The sequence below is a fragment of the Metallumcola ferriviriculae genome, assembly GCF_035573695.1.
GTDB classification, from domain to species: domain Bacteria; phylum Bacillota; class JADQBR01; order JADQBR01; family JADQBR01; genus Metallumcola; species Metallumcola ferriviriculae.
On sequence record NZ_CP121694.1, the window covers coordinates 2,295,547 to 2,309,438 of the forward strand.

Consider the following 13,892-nt stretch of genomic DNA (forward strand, 5'->3'; position numbering starts at 1 on the left):
ACCGCTACTTTCCCCTACCTATTTTGCCGGCCAGAAGGCGAAAAGGATATCGAATTAGGCCCAGTGTAAAAAACACTGCAATTGCCCGATAAGTTAGTTCGCCGGTTGATAATGCCCGCAAAGCGCCGTGCACCCAAGATCCGTCTTCGGTATCCGTCTCCGACCTTGCGGCGGCAATAAAATATCGGGAAAACCACTTTTGGTTTTGCAATCTTTTATTAATATTAAATAAGTGTCTGCCGAATAAATTGTCCTTTGGAAAGTGCTTTAAACGCTTGTGATACCCCTTCTTCAAGGAACGTTTATCTGAACCATAATAAATCAACGTTTCTGCCGCTAACCTGGCACCCAGAAAAGCAGCAAAATAACCATCCTTTAAAATACGACCGTATCCCGTCAAATCGCCGATAATCAACCAATCGTCGCCATAGAAATTTACTGACGCACCGGTGTACACCTGAGCACTACAAAGAGTGTGACAGCGCAAAGAATTTGCTGCATCCGGCAGGTCAATATATTTTTTCACCTCAGGATGCTGGAAGAGCTCTGTAATATCCTGTTTTTCCAATTTCCGGTTTAATACGGTTAACGTCAGCCATTTTGGTCCTTTGGGCACAAAAGCCACTACGCAGTCCTTAATAATACCGTCTAAGATAAACATACGGTTGTCTATCTTATTATATATTGCGCCACTGGTATCAACTTCCGTCACTGAAGCAGGAATGGTTTGAGGCGGCTTATAACCTGTTAAGTGTTGAAAGTTTTCCAACATGGGACGTTTTAAAGCTCTGAATCCACAGGCAATTACCACAACATCAGTATCAATAACCATATTGGTATTATCCGAATTTCTTTTACTGAGAATGACCCGCCATTTATGCTTACCGTCGTTATTTTTTTCCACCTTTTTAGCTAAAGTAGGTTCAATTATTTCAATATTAGCTGCTGTCTCTGCTGACAAACCATCAGTGATACGTTCCTTGATAGAATCATCAAATCCCGGCAGCCCAAAACGGCTGGTTCGAAGCGTAGCAGTAAGTGGGTGAGGCAGATGAACGGTAACACTGCCTTCCTGATTAATATAAATACATTCATCAACTTGTTTGAGCACTAAGTTATCGGGTACTTCTAATTTGTACATTTGAGATAATGTATCGAGGGCTACATTTGTGATTAAACCACCACAATAATTGCAATTGGTGCTGTTTACCATAGAAATTTTAATGGACTTATCATGTTCTTGTGCTAAAGAGGCCAACTGGCGCGCAAAAGCACTGCCGGCAATGCCGCCACCGATAACCGTCACATGACTTCCATCCTTCAGACCATTTGGCAAGGTATCCTTAAGCGGACGGTAATGATCAGCCAATCCTTTACTTAAATATTTTTCTAATCCGGCCACCAGTGTCTTAGTCATAATGTCCCTCCTCGTATCCTCAATGAGCGTAACCTATTAATGGCAGCTGCAACCTCGTATAACCTTGGCAGGGCGTAATCTCCCGGATGCTGCCCATAAAAGGGAGAAATAATATCCAATCCATACCTTTCAATATCTTGATAAACCCTTTCCAACGCCTTTGCTAACGTGGTACCGTTTAGATAATTCTTTGACATGTAGACAATAATATCCCCTATGGCCTGGGTTTGACTTATATCCACTAACTGTTCCACCTGGCTCAAATCTATCGTATAAACACCAAATTGCAGGCTAGTTACCCCACGAGCAGATATCTTCCTTTTCTTGCCTTTCTGAGGATTAATGCTTTTAGCATCGACAATTCTACTGGGAATGCTGCCAAAAACCGTACCCCCTTCGTCATTTCTTCCAGTTTTTATCCGGGCCGCAATATCCTTGGCAGTTCGGGTAACATCCAAAGGGTAGTACTCATCCATCATTATTACCGTATCCGCTACATCAAGATAATCACCGGACCCGCCGACCACCAGAACCGTAGACACTTCCAACTGATTTACCAATAGTCTAACCTTATCAATAAAAGGAGTGATGGGCTCCTTATTTTTTGTAACCAATTGCTGCATTCTTACATCACGAATCATAAAATTTGTAGCACTGGTATCTTCATCCAGAAGCAGTAGCTCAGATTGAATTTCTAAGGCCTCCATGATGTTTGCCGCTTGTGAAGTACTACCGCTGGCATCTTCAGAAGAAAAGTTCTTGGTGTTCAGACCATAAGGCAAATTATTGATAAAAGGACTGATGTCCACTCTCTCTACTCTTCTTCCATCTTCCGCCCTTATCTTGACCGCTGAAGGCAGGCTAACTACCTTTTCCCGGCCATCGCCGGGAATATGATTATATATCCCTTTTTGTATGGCCTGCAGCAGCGTTGATTTGCCATGATACCCACCGCCGGTAATCAACGTTACTCCGTTAGTAAAGCCCATACCAGTTACTTTACCCGCATGTGGTAATTCAAGTGTAATTTCCAACAAAGCAGGGGATTTGAAAGAAACAGCTTTATCAATACTAAGTGGTCGGTCACTGACACCGCTTTTCCGCGGTAAAATCGAGCCGTTGCCCACAAACGCTACCAACCCTTTGTCTGCTAAACTTGCCCTGAGGTGTTCCTGGTCTTCTACAGAGTATATGTGCTCCCATAAGCTATGTTGAGGCAAAGAGTTGTACAATAAGCAGTTATCTATTATCTGAGGCAGTTCATCCAAAAACATGGCAGCTGCCTGTTTCCCCAATACTCTTCTCCCTCTAGCCGGAAGACCGATGCTGGCCCTAAGCTCCACAAAGTCATTATTAATTGCCACTGCTGTTCTGCTTAGTATCTGTTGACCCGGCTTGTCAACGGCAATCATTCCGCTTTTCCCTGTTCCACGTGATCCCTTAGCCGATTTTTCGATGGCCTTAACGGCTTGGCGGTTGAGAAAGTCTGTCAGTGCAGTATTCCTAATTCTCGTACTGTATGAATCCACAGGAAATAATGCAGTTTGTTGAGCTACGCACAGTCTCACCCTGGATGGCGATGCAAATGGGTCCCCTTGAACATAATCAATATATAACTTAAAATTCTCCCCTTGGTATTGACCGGCAATATTTTTATAGGCCTTATACCCCTTACCATCAATGTTAAATAACTTTTCTCGTAATTGTTGCAGTGTTAACAAGTTATCCCTCCTACCATGTTTAATTTTCTCCTTAATGATCTAATTATCCTCCTCTAAAAGCAAAAAGAGACTGCCCCAAGAAGGTTCGAGGCAGTCTCTTGATATATCTGTTATATTCTTCCATCTTTACGTGCCTGTTTATGACACGATGCACAACTAGAGGCATCATGACAGTCGTAACATTGGGCGTCTCCGTCCTGATGAACTTTATTTTTATGGTTCGGTTCCCAATCTGCCGGGTGTAAGCTAAAATGGCATTGCTCGCAATATACTTGGGTTGTAGGAGCAGATACCACCTGCTCCTCTTTATCTTTATTATGACAAGCCAAGCAGCCTTCCGGGAAAGCCCTGGCCTTCTCGGGATGATCCACCGAATATACCTTGGTGTGACTTTGCGGACGATCAATGTGGCAGTTATAGCAGAAGGCATTAGTTCTGGCTACCTTGCGCACGTTAATCAATGTGTCGTCCTCTGACTGAAACTCACCTTTTTTCGCAACATCGTATTCATGGCAAGCATTACAACCATCAACATTTTTAAAGGCCTCTATCCCATGTCTTATCGCCCATGTCTCATTACCATGATTAGTTGGTGCTGTCTTATCATTATGACATGCATTGCAATCTCTAGTGGCCATGGCACCGTTATGGCATTCCATACATTTATCCATTGGAATCCTGTTACCCATTGTGGCAACTTTGGCCGCATCATCAATAGTAAACGTATTCGGGTCTATCCCCGCAGCGATCACCTTTTCTGAAACATTGGCGTGGGTAACATTATCGTGACAGTCAATACAGTCAATTCCTTTTTCCAAATGCAAATAGTGGGGAATAACCAAATCGCCCGGGGGTGTCACGATTCTTTTAGGGTTATGACAGCCCAAACAGGTTTCATCCTCCACCAGCACATCAGTTGTCAGCGGCAGTTTGTACCTTTCAGTCATTTGCCTAAATGCAAACGTTGGCAGAGATACATTCTTATGACACGCATCGCATTTAATATTGTTATGCGCCGTAACCTGCCATGTTTTTACCTGGGGTTTCATAGCATGACACCCACTGCATGCGTTAGGATTGCTGCTATATTTTAGGTAGGATCCTAAACCGAACCCGACCACAGCAATTACAAGATAGATAATAAGCAGCCTTCCTTTGCCTTTCTTAGGGCGCCTTTCGGTGTAAAGTTTCTTTGAACCCATATTTCGCCCTCCTCTACACAAACAGTAGTGGAATAAATGTTACCATAAGTAGAATAACTACCGTAACATAGACCACCAGTTCGAAAATGATTAACTTGCGACTCTTAGCAAAACGACTATGATGTTCATGCTTAACCACCGGAACCCCATCCTTGCGGTATTGTTCTAAGAGCTTTTCATACTCCAACAAGTGTTCTTCTTCCATATGCTCTCTGGATATGCTGCCGTTAATCCAAACTTTACTGCTGGGAAATACATGGGGATTGAAGTGTACTGAAAAAAAGTGCCCCAATACTACTGCCAGCATGGCCACAAACGCTTCATTGGTGTGGGCAATACGCGTAATGTGTAAGCCGGTAGTTGTCAGCCAGCCGAACATACCGGGAAACCACAGTATCAAACCGCTTCCGCCCATCACGATAATTCCCCAAAAAACTGCTAGGTACTCAAATTTTTCCAAGTAGGTGTATCTATCATATCGAGGCGGCTCTTTGGTTATGCCAAGTAAGAACTTTGCATGGTGAACTGCGTCTTTAACATCCTTAAAGGTAGGAACCATGGCCCAACTGGGGCCCTTTCTGGCAAAATACCCTACCATCCAAATAAGATGATACACACCGCTGATAAGCATGATAACCCCGAATGTTAAGTGCGTCATAAACATATTATGGAAGCTACCAAATAGGTCCACGACCACCTGGGACCAGCCCCAACTTCCATATTTGATTGGGAAGCCGGTTATTACCAACATAATTACACTTAAGGCTAGCAATAAATGTTGGTAGCGCTGGTGTCTGTTCCATCTTTTGATCTTCTTCGGAATTACAATTTCTTTAGTACTCATTAGCTCACCCCCCTAAGCATTTAGACCCGTATCTTTGGATTTTGTATGTTTCTTAACTTCGTTCACACCGCGCAGCTGACGTATCAATTCAAAGATAACTATGCTTCCGTCCTTGGCAAAATCAAAGATTATCAAAACGATAAATATCTTCCAAACTATATATAAAGGAAGTGCCGCTTTTTTGTCTTGTGGCGTAACGTGCTCCATGCCTTTTGCAAACCCGTCTCTGGCAAAAAAATGGCATTGAGCACATGTTTCCGGTCTATTCTGGGCTGATACCATTGACTGTGGGTCCTCAGCTGCCAATATAGTGTGGTTTCCATGACAATCCGCGCATGTAGCCGCCTTGGTGTAGCCAAAATTAACTGCAGTACCGTGGAAGCTATATTTGTATGTGTCCATCACTTTACCGTCATGACAATTAGCACAAGTGTCTGAGATATTCAACCGGTAGTAAATAGCTTCCGGATTTTCCTTCTTTAAGACGTTATGGGAACCATGACAATCGCCGCAGTACGCGGTTTCTTTGCCCGCGGAGGCCAATTTGCCGTGCACGCTGGTACGATAGTCTTTGGTAACCTTATCATGACATGCCTCACATTCCTGTAAGACTTTCTGCTGCAATGCCTGTCCGTATACTGCCGATTTATGCGGCATATCCTTCTCCATTCCCGGGTGACAAGTGGTGCAGGCGTTTGTACCATGTACGGATTCTTTATAGGTCGCTTCCGAGACAAACAGGGAAATATTTTTCCCATCTCGCTGCACCGTAAAACCTTTTTCACCATGACATTGCAAACATTGTTGATTTATTAATTCCGCTGCCTGAGAACTATCCACTGCAAAAGCAGTCCTAGCAAAGAGGAAGAAACCAAAAAACATTCCTGATACTATTACCACTAGAAAGATTGTTACGAATAAGCCAGATAATACGTATGCACAGATGTTTCCCAACTTATTTTTCCACATACGAACTCACTCCTCTCGTTAGCCTTTAACGGCTGTGGCTTGAATTTCCTCAAGCTTATTCTCTAGGCTGCGGGGCCTTCGGAGTGAGTCTTTGGGTTACCCTAGATAAATAATCTCATACTACTGCATGGTATAACATCGTGAGCAGGAAAAGTACGCCGGACAATGTTATCAAAGCAAAGGCGACAACAAACCATGCTGTTAAAAAGTACGTGAAAAAGTTACCTAGTGCGATACGCATCATTATGGCTCACCTCTTTCTTATTGATTTGGGCTATACGCCTTAAAAAACTTACTTATCACATTCATCAAACTCAATGATTTGGGGTTCTCCTTTGCCAGTGTCCGCAGTAAGTTTGAACTGGATACTGTTGATACCCTTTGTATTAATGTGTACATAACGCTTACAATGACGGCATTTGATGATAATGGTATCCTCTACAACTTGGCAAACTATCTTTTTACACTGGCAGCGGAAAAAATCATTCATGGCTCTTACCTCCCTCAGGTGTATTTAAAAACACAAAAGACTAACCCCGTGATAACGGTGCTAGTCTTTCTGGCTTGTAAACGCCTAACAGACCTCGACCTGCTGTATATGCACTTTTAATGCGTGTTCGAACATCCTCTAAAACAAATAGACTGGTACCCATATGAAAAAACACATGGTCACCAGTCTATCGGACTTTAAAGTCTACCAGACTACGGACTGTAAAGGTATTAACTTTTTTCACGTCCAAATTAATCTAGCCGATGTTTAGGTGCTTAACAGCGTCGTCCACTTTAAACTCAACGTCAATTAATCCTTTGGTATGAATATGAATGTAACGCTTGCAATGACGGCATTTGATGATTACCACATCGCCCTCTATTTGACAAACAATCTTCTTACAGGTACACCGGAAGTCTTTCATTAGGATTCCCCCTTGAATAATAGCAAAAGCCAGCATCCACCCCCGATGCTAGCCTTTTGACTCTTAGTCTATAGACTACTTATCTTTTTATAGTCCATATTTACTTTTTTGTCATTCACCGAGGTCTCCACCGTCACATCGCCATGGGTTCGAATAATGATAAATCTTTTGCAATGACGGCATTTAATTACAATTGCGCCCTCGTCTACTTGACATATAATCTTATTGCACACACATCTTATGTCCTGCATAAAATCCCCACCCAACCCTTAAAATGATCAAGTATTAGAATTAGCTTTTTTCTTATATCCCTCCTCTCAGTTTCCTAACAACCATCTTCCAGATACTATCTAACTGGTATAAAAAATGGCCATCCCCAAAATAGGTAGGCCATACTTAAAAATCTCACGGACTCATCCTATCGGTTAGGGGTCTTATAGAGTTGCATTTTTAGTTTTAATTGTACTCTAATTCACAAACTTTCTTACATCCTCTCGTCTCTTTGATACATTATATTCTTCACCGATAGAAAAATTCCTTCAACAATTCAAAAAAAGTTTAGAAATTTTTAACAAAAAATTAACAGTTACGGCAGGTACCGTAACTGTCATTATTATCTGAGAAAACTATTTTCTTTTCGAGTGACACGAAGCGCAGCTTGTAGCGGCATGACAAGAATAACAAGTCGCGTCTCCATCTGCCCTCACCTTTTCAGGGTGTTTTATTTGCCAGTTGGACGGATGCAGAGTAAAGTGACACTGTTCGCAATACACATTAGTGGTTGGCGGCGCTACCTCGGTTTCAGGTTCCTTCTCTTTATTATGACAAGCCAGGCAACCTTTCGCAAATTCACGTGCCTTATCCGGATGATCCACTGAATAAACCTTAGTATGGGTCACCGGTCTCTGAATGTGACAATTATAACAAAAACCATTTGTACGCGCTTCACGCTGCACATTAATTAACGGGTCAGCGCTAGCATCATACGCTTGTTTCTTAGCAAGATTATATTCATGACACTCATTACAGCTATTGATGTTTTTAAAAGCCTCACGACCGTGCCCGGTACCCCATTGGAGCTCATCATGAGATGGCGGCGACTGTTTATCAGTATGGCAGACATTACAATCTCTCGGGGCCTTAGCACCATTATGACATTGCATACATTTATCCATTGGGATTCTATTACCGTGCTCGGTCAATTCCTGCGCCATTTCCAAAGTAAAGTCTCCCGGGTCTAATCCTTCGGTCATCACCTCTTTATTAACATTTGCATGGACCACCGCTTCATGACAATCAATGCAATCCACGCCCTTTTCCATATGCAGAGTATGTGGAATTACCAGGTCCCCCGGCGGAGTAACAATCCGCTTTGGGTTATGACATTGGAGACATACATCGTCTTCCATGAACTTAGTATTTTCAATCGGCAAACGATAGCGCCCGGTTCCCTCTCTAAACTTAAAGGTGGCCATAGACAAATCCTCATGACAGGTAACGCAATCTATATTATTATGGGCTGTAACCTGCCAGGTTTTCACCTGGGGCTGCATTGCATGACAGCCGCCACAGGCCTCCGGGTTTTTATCATATTTCAAAAAAGAACCAAGCCCGTAGCCAACAATGGCTATTACTGCATAGATCAACAGTAGTTTAAGTAAACGCCGACGCTTTTTCGGTGGCGCATCGTTGTACGGTGATGAACTCATAAGCTACCTCCCTTCTCCGGTTACATAAGACCTACCGGCAGAAACGATTTAAGAAACCACAAAAGTATTAAAGCGTATATCGCCATTTCACTAATAATGAGGATTCTATTACCGTTGTACTTGTTACTACTCATCTTATCTTCCCCCTCATATATTTAATCTGGAGGTATCATCTTCTGGAACCTTCGGATCCTTTTTCTCATTGGCACCTTGCTCTTTTTCCAAGATTTTATTCAGCTCCGCAGGATGCTCATGCTCCATTAACTCATGGGACATCTTGCCATGGAACCAGACAAAGTTCATTGGGAAAAAGTCGGGACTGAAATGGACGTTGTAAAAGTGCCAAATAAAGATAGCCAAGATGGCCAACATCGCCTCATCACTATGGGCAATACGCGTGCTCTCAATCAACCATCTGGGGAATAGGCCGGCAGAAAAACTTGGAAACCACATCATTAGGCCTGAACCACCCATGATGAAAATTCCCCAGAATACAGCCCAGTAGTCAAATTTCTCCTTGTAGGAATAGCGATCGAAGCGGGCCTTTTCTTTTGTCAAACCCAAAAGGTAGCGCATATGCTGATTGATATCTCTAACATCTTTTAGTGCGGGTACTGTTGCGATACTTATTTGTTTCTTGATAATAGGATAAATAATTAGGTAAAACAGGTGATATGCAGAAGATGCCAGCATAATGGCAGCACCGATAAGGTGAACGGTAAACATAGTGTCAAAGCCGCCAAACAGCGCAGTAACTTTTGGTGCCCACCAACTGTGATTATATTTGATCGGCAAGCCGGTAAAAGTGCACATAAAGAAACTGACGAACATCATAATATGTTGAATTCTTTGATGGATGTTAAACCGCTCAAACTTTCGGGTGCGTTTACCATAGGCACTAGAAAACATATCTTCCCCCCCCTTCTTAATGTTGGTTATCCTGACCCTCTTTGGCCTCCTTGTATTTTCGAACCAATTCTAACTCAATATGAATAACCAATAATGTAACAGTCATTATAGTCAACCAAGTGAAAAACTTTAACGTCCAGTACATGGGTGCCCCGGGCCCAGTTGGCTCAAAAGTCCAATGCTCAATGCCTTTCGCATAATTAGGTTGTGCCTTAAAATGGCACTTCGCACAGGTTTCGGGAAGGTTTTCTTTGCTTACTGTAGATTTAGGGTCTTCCGGCCCTAATATTTTATGACCGGTGTGGCAGCTGACACAAGTAGCTGCGTTACTGCTTCCTAGGTTCACCGCCTTACCATGAAAACTTTCGGCATAACTTTCTTTTACCTCTTCGTCATGACACTTAGTACATGTATTGGTAATATTATTGCGGTGAATTAATGATTCGGGATCCTCTTTTTTCCTAATCCCGTGGGTCCCGTGACAATCGGCACAAAGCGCCGTACTTTCCCCTTTGGCTTCTAACTGCCCATGAACGCTGGAACGATATTCAGCATTTACATCGCCATGACATGTTTCACACTCTTCGGCAATTTCCGCGGCCAACTTTTCATCGTACACTACATTTTTATGGGGAATACTGTCAATATTGGCATGACAGGATGTACATAAATTAGTCCCATGTGTTGACTGCTGAAATTTTTCAATATCTACATATAATGGAATGGTTTTGCCCTCTCGCTCTACACTAAAGTTTTTGGCTCCGTGGCATTGAAGACATGTTTCGTTACTGAAATCATTGTCCTCTGCAGCCAGCGCCACAGCCGTGGTAATCAGCATAAGCATCATACACAGCAGCACCGAAAATAAAATTCTTTTGTATGCCACGTGGGATTCACCCCTTTCCAAGAAAATAGTGACCGGCAGATTTTAACCGGCCTCTGGATATATCTCTGGACTCTTACTTGTATTCAACTTTTCTTTCCCCTCCGCCAGTGGTTTCAAACCCCTTGGTATTGATGATAATAAAGCGTTTGCAGTGGCGGCATTTAATTACCACGACTTGTTCCTTTAGCTGGCAGACAATTTTGCCGCATTGGCACCTTAAATTTTCTAATTCGCCCATCACATCCTTTGCCATACTATCCCCCCTTCATTACTTTCAATTATGCGGTCAATTTCCGGCCTGCTTTTCGTGTGCTAGTCACTACCTCTTGATGATTAAATTACATCGGTAAAAAAGGCGGCCAGACAACGACCAAAGCCACTGCGAAAGTTACTACGCTAATCGCCGTGCCGAAAACAAAAGTGGAAGCAATAGATAAAGCACCCTCAGTCCATCCCATTACATACCTGCTCAAATATAAACCACTGGAAAAACCAAAAGTTACAGCCAACAGCGCACCAGCTACCAGGATCAAAAACAATGTCATTTAAATTTCCTCCTTTCAATCATAAAAGGCCAGCGCAAATTTGCGCTGGCCTCTGGACTTAAAGTCTCCGGACTCATGAAACTATTTTTCATTGTACTTCCCAATTTACCTGATAGACGCCTTTCCTTCCCACCCGATTTTTGTCAGATTTGCATGCCCTTTCCCCATTCACCCCCCTGGCTAGAGTTCCATCATTGACAGGAAAAGGCCAGCGTGAAAAAATTTCTGCTGGCCTCTGGACTTAAAGTCTCCGGACTTCAAATTGCAATTTTCTCTTTAATTTTCTTGCTCTTTTCACTAACTTCATTTATTCCTTTGACTTTTATTACCACATTCCTTTTACAGTGACGGCATTTTATTATGACCTCATTACCTTCCAACTGACAAATAATCTTATTACATTCACAGCGAATGTCTTTCATTGTATTCCCCCCACCCTTTACTAAGCGTTCCGTCCGACGACCTTAAAGCGGCCAAAAAGCTTATCCCCCCCAACAAATAGAAAAAAATGCTAGCATTAAAATACAAAAAGCCAGCATTCTCTGCTGGCCTCTGGACTTAAAGTCTCCGGACTTTTGTAATATTAAGTTGTAAGTTAGATATTTCACAACCAAGCCTAAACTTTTAGATTACTCTTAGATTACTCTATAAAATGTTATTCGGCGTCAAAAGAAAAATCCCTTTATTTATTTAAAATAAATTTAAACTTTTTTAAGTGCGTGTTCAAAAAGTCCATTGTAGCAGGAGCAAGAAGTTCAAGGCGCGAAGGCTTTCAGACGCGGAGCGTACTGGTGGCGTACGTGAGCAGTCTCAAAGACTGAGCAACGCAGAAATTCGCCGCTCACCTGCAATGGACTTTTTGAACATCCTCTTTAACAAAGTTATTCTTACTATATAGATATGATGGTAGAAGCAAAACTTGCCTGTCCTATCAAAAAAACACAGAAATTAAATAAGTCGTTACGATTAATCAACCCTAAGAATTAGTAAAAGGGGCTTATATGCCCAAATATAGATACAATTTTCGGCTACTTAAATCTTAATACCTTAAAAATTACCCCACGGTTAACTATAACTGCGGGGCTCGAGGTTAGCTTATTATATTCAGACGTTACAACTCACAGCGGTGTTGTTATTCCATCGCTAAACGAACCAATTCTGCTACCAGTTCAGGGAAGGACCTTCCGGCAGCTCTGGCAGCATCAGGGAAAAGGCTGGTTTCTGTCATTCCGGGGATGGTGTTCACTTCCAATACGAAGGGGTCACCCTCTTCTGTCACCATGAAATCCACCCGTGCCAGCCCTTTACATCCTAGAGCACGGTATGTCTCCACTGAAAGCTTTTCAACTACTTTTGTAGCATCCTGGGTGATACGCGCCGGAATAACATGGTCACTTAACCCTTTTGTGTATTTAGCTTTATAATCATATACGCCGGTATGCGAAACGATTTCTATCAACGGTAGAACTTCAGGTTTATCATTGCCAATCACTGAAGCTGTCACTTCAATACCCGATATAAATCGCTCAATTAAAATTTTCTTATCATATTTTAACGCTTCTTTTATTGCATTTTCCAGATTGTCTTGGGGTTCCACAAAGTAAATACCAATACTAGATCCCTGATTAGGTGCTTTAACCACCAATTTGCCGGAAATGTTTTTGCGGATGACCTTTGAGTTTTCTTCAAGGTTATCTTTACCACTGTCAAAAACAGCATAGGCGGCGGTAGCTATACCTGTAACATCTAAAATCCTTTTGGTGACAATCTTATCCATAGCCATTGCACTGGCCAGCACTCCACTGCCGGTATAAGGAATACCGATAGTTTCCAATAATCCTTGGATTGCGCCATCCTCGCCGCCAGGGCCATGCAGGGCGATAAAAGCTACATCAGGTGAAATCGTCTGCAGTTCGGCAGCGACATTTCGGCTCACATCAATTAAACCTGCTGTAAAACCGGCATCCATGAGTGCCTGGTAAACAGCTTTACCAGTATTTAAAGAGACCTCTCGCTCCGCCGACTGCCCACCGTATAACACGGCTACTTTAATCACAGCTGTTCCTCCCTTATTTATAAGCTTACATTCTATTTCCGAAAGCATATATAAGTTACTATCTTAAATTTTAGCGGAAGATAGCAAAAACTGCAACTTGCAAAGTAACATAAAACCTGTTAAAATATATATTGCTGAAGGGGAGTGGCTCAACTGGTAGAGTAGCGGATTCCAAATCCGTTGGTTGCGGGTTCGATTCCTGTCTCCCCTGCCACTAGTCGTATCAATGGATACGGCTTTTTTCTATTTATAGCAGGGGTTTATCGGCCTCTGCTATCTTTATTATATGCGTTATAGGATCTAGATATTTGCCGCATACCGGTTCCTCTGGTATAATTTAGTTGATTTGCTAGGGTTTAAAGGATCCACTGAATGGGGGTCCATAATTTGATTTTGAATCAATAAAAAAGGTGGCGATGATATGCCAAAAAAACATTTGACGACCAAAAGATACATCCATGGGCATGATTGGCGCGGCAACAACGCTGCTTTTACCTGTCCGGTATGTCGCAAGGTATTTATAGTCAGTCAGTTTTTTGATAAAAACGGCAGGAAATGCCCGGAATGTAAAAAGTCTACCGCTTACTGCACCGGAGGACCGGGAAAGGGGCAGGCATTTATTGAATGGGAATAAGAATCTCGGTTTTTTAACTTCCTATATTAAAACAGACGGAACCGCCCTTATTGGCGGTTCCGTCTGTTTTTCTACCATTTCAGGTA

16 protein-coding genes and 1 tRNA gene are annotated in these 13,892 nt (G+C 42.5%); 2 read left to right on the top strand and 15 right to left on the bottom strand.

Annotated elements, in window-relative coordinates; genetic code table 11:
- Window positions 1-4 precede the first annotated feature (4 nt).
- From MFMK1_RS11450 to MFMK1_RS11520, 15 genes are all read right to left on the bottom strand, one after another.
- The gene (locus MFMK1_RS11450) at window positions 5-1,417 is read right to left on the bottom strand and encodes a geranylgeranyl reductase family protein (protein ID WP_366921838.1); all 1,413 of its coding nucleotides are present in this window, start codon (window positions 1,415-1,417) and stop codon (window positions 5-7) included.
- Window positions 1,414-3,138 carry an ABC-ATPase domain-containing protein gene (locus MFMK1_RS11455; RefSeq protein ID WP_366921839.1) on the bottom strand — a complete coding sequence of 575 codons (1,725 nt, stop codon included), beginning with the start codon at window positions 3,136-3,138 and terminating at the stop codon, window positions 1,414-1,416. Before MFMK1_RS11455 ends, MFMK1_RS11450 begins: the two co-directional genes overlap by 4 nt.
- Window positions 3,139-3,248: 110 nt before the next feature.
- Entirely contained in the window at window positions 3,249-4,340 is a 1,092-nt protein-coding gene (locus tag MFMK1_RS11460) for a cytochrome c3 family protein (RefSeq protein WP_366921840.1), read from the bottom strand.
- A gap of 13 nt (window positions 4,341-4,353) precedes the next feature.
- On the bottom strand, window positions 4,354-5,184 hold the full coding sequence (locus MFMK1_RS11465) for a formate dehydrogenase subunit gamma (RefSeq protein ID WP_366921841.1): 831 nt from the start codon (window positions 5,182-5,184) through the stop codon (window positions 4,354-4,356).
- 12 nt (window positions 5,185-5,196) lie between these two features.
- Window positions 5,197-6,153, bottom strand: coding sequence for a hypothetical protein (locus MFMK1_RS11470; protein WP_366921842.1), 957 nt, complete (start codon window positions 6,151-6,153; stop codon window positions 5,197-5,199).
- 292 nt (window positions 6,154-6,445) lie between these two features.
- Complete coding sequence (locus MFMK1_RS11475) at window positions 6,446-6,643, bottom strand: hypothetical protein (RefSeq protein WP_366921843.1); 198 nt, start codon at window positions 6,641-6,643, stop codon at window positions 6,446-6,448.
- Window positions 6,644-6,899: 256 nt separating this feature from the next.
- Window positions 6,900-7,067 carry a hypothetical protein gene (locus MFMK1_RS11480; RefSeq protein ID WP_366921844.1) on the bottom strand — a complete coding sequence of 56 codons (168 nt, stop codon included), beginning with the start codon at window positions 7,065-7,067 and terminating at the stop codon, window positions 6,900-6,902.
- A 68-nt stretch (window positions 7,068-7,135) separates the two neighbouring features.
- Window positions 7,136-7,318, bottom strand: coding sequence for a hypothetical protein (locus tag MFMK1_RS11485; RefSeq protein WP_366921845.1), 183 nt, complete (start codon window positions 7,316-7,318; stop codon window positions 7,136-7,138).
- A 375-nt stretch (window positions 7,319-7,693) separates the two neighbouring features.
- On the bottom strand, window positions 7,694-8,776 hold the full coding sequence (locus tag MFMK1_RS11490; protein WP_366921846.1) for a cytochrome c3 family protein: 1,083 nt from the start codon (window positions 8,774-8,776) through the stop codon (window positions 7,694-7,696).
- 147 nt (window positions 8,777-8,923) lie between these two features.
- The gene (locus tag MFMK1_RS11495) at window positions 8,924-9,685 is read right to left on the bottom strand and encodes a formate dehydrogenase subunit gamma (protein ID WP_366921847.1); all 762 of its coding nucleotides are present in this window, start codon (window positions 9,683-9,685) and stop codon (window positions 8,924-8,926) included.
- Between the two features lie 16 nt (window positions 9,686-9,701).
- Complete coding sequence (locus MFMK1_RS11500) at window positions 9,702-10,571, bottom strand: hypothetical protein (protein ID WP_366921848.1); 870 nt, start codon at window positions 10,569-10,571, stop codon at window positions 9,702-9,704.
- A gap of 73 nt (window positions 10,572-10,644) precedes the next feature.
- Window positions 10,645-10,824 carry a hypothetical protein gene (locus MFMK1_RS11505; protein ID WP_366921849.1) on the bottom strand — a complete coding sequence of 60 codons (180 nt, stop codon included), beginning with the start codon at window positions 10,822-10,824 and terminating at the stop codon, window positions 10,645-10,647.
- A gap of 85 nt (window positions 10,825-10,909) precedes the next feature.
- Complete coding sequence (locus MFMK1_RS11510; RefSeq protein WP_366921850.1) at window positions 10,910-11,116, bottom strand: hypothetical protein; 207 nt, start codon at window positions 11,114-11,116, stop codon at window positions 10,910-10,912.
- A gap of 257 nt (window positions 11,117-11,373) precedes the next feature.
- Window positions 11,374-11,538, bottom strand: coding sequence for a hypothetical protein (locus MFMK1_RS11515; RefSeq protein ID WP_366921851.1), 165 nt, complete (start codon window positions 11,536-11,538; stop codon window positions 11,374-11,376).
- A 710-nt stretch (window positions 11,539-12,248) separates the two neighbouring features.
- Window positions 12,249-13,172 carry a D-alanine--D-alanine ligase gene (locus MFMK1_RS11520; RefSeq protein WP_366921852.1) on the bottom strand — a complete coding sequence of 308 codons (924 nt, stop codon included), beginning with the start codon at window positions 13,170-13,172 and terminating at the stop codon, window positions 12,249-12,251.
- Window positions 13,173-13,310: 138 nt separating this feature from the next.
- Between MFMK1_RS11520 and MFMK1_RS11525 the strand changes: the two genes are divergently transcribed.
- Both MFMK1_RS11525 and MFMK1_RS11530 read left to right on the top strand, forming a co-directional pair.
- Window positions 13,311-13,386 (top strand) — tRNA-Trp (locus MFMK1_RS11525).
- A 207-nt stretch (window positions 13,387-13,593) separates the two neighbouring features.
- Window positions 13,594-13,806 carry a hypothetical protein gene (locus MFMK1_RS11530; RefSeq protein ID WP_366921853.1) on the top strand — a complete coding sequence of 71 codons (213 nt, stop codon included), beginning with the start codon at window positions 13,594-13,596 and terminating at the stop codon, window positions 13,804-13,806.
- Window positions 13,807-13,892 lie beyond the last annotated feature (86 nt).

Bases quoted from the DNA above. Each gene is read 5' to 3' on its own strand.
- MFMK1_RS11505 (WP_366921849.1), bottom strand. From the start codon at position 10,824: ATGGCAAAGGATGTGATGGGCGAATTAGAAAATTTAAGGTGCCAATGC.
- MFMK1_RS11510 (WP_366921850.1), bottom strand. From the start codon at position 11,116: ATGACATTGTTTTTGATCCTGGTAGCTGGTGCGCTGTTGGCTGTAACT.
- MFMK1_RS11485 (WP_366921845.1), bottom strand. From the start codon at position 7,318: ATGCAGGACATAAGATGTGTGTGCAATAAGATTATATGTCAAGTAGAC.
- MFMK1_RS11475 (WP_366921843.1), bottom strand. From the start codon at position 6,643: ATGAATGATTTTTTCCGCTGCCAGTGTAAAAAGATAGTTTGCCAAGTT.
- MFMK1_RS11460 (WP_366921840.1), bottom strand. From the start codon at position 4,340: ATGGGTTCAAAGAAACTTTACACCGAAAGGCGCCCTAAGAAAGGCAAA.
- MFMK1_RS11465 (WP_366921841.1), bottom strand. From the start codon at position 5,184: ATGAGTACTAAAGAAATTGTAATTCCGAAGAAGATCAAAAGATGGAAC.
- MFMK1_RS11450 (WP_366921838.1), bottom strand. From the start codon at position 1,417: ATGACTAAGACACTGGTGGCCGGATTAGAAAAATATTTAAGTAAAGGA.
- MFMK1_RS11530 (WP_366921853.1), top strand. From the start codon at position 13,594: ATGCCAAAAAAACATTTGACGACCAAAAGATACATCCATGGGCATGAT.
- MFMK1_RS11495 (WP_366921847.1), bottom strand. From the start codon at position 9,685: ATGTTTTCTAGTGCCTATGGTAAACGCACCCGAAAGTTTGAGCGGTTT.
- MFMK1_RS11515 (WP_366921851.1), bottom strand. From the start codon at position 11,538: ATGAAAGACATTCGCTGTGAATGTAATAAGATTATTTGTCAGTTGGAA.
- MFMK1_RS11480 (WP_366921844.1), bottom strand. From the start codon at position 7,067: ATGAAAGACTTCCGGTGTACCTGTAAGAAGATTGTTTGTCAAATAGAG.
- MFMK1_RS11490 (WP_366921846.1), bottom strand. From the start codon at position 8,776: ATGAGTTCATCACCGTACAACGATGCGCCACCGAAAAAGCGTCGGCGT.
- MFMK1_RS11470 (WP_366921842.1), bottom strand. From the start codon at position 6,153: ATGTGGAAAAATAAGTTGGGAAACATCTGTGCATACGTATTATCTGGC.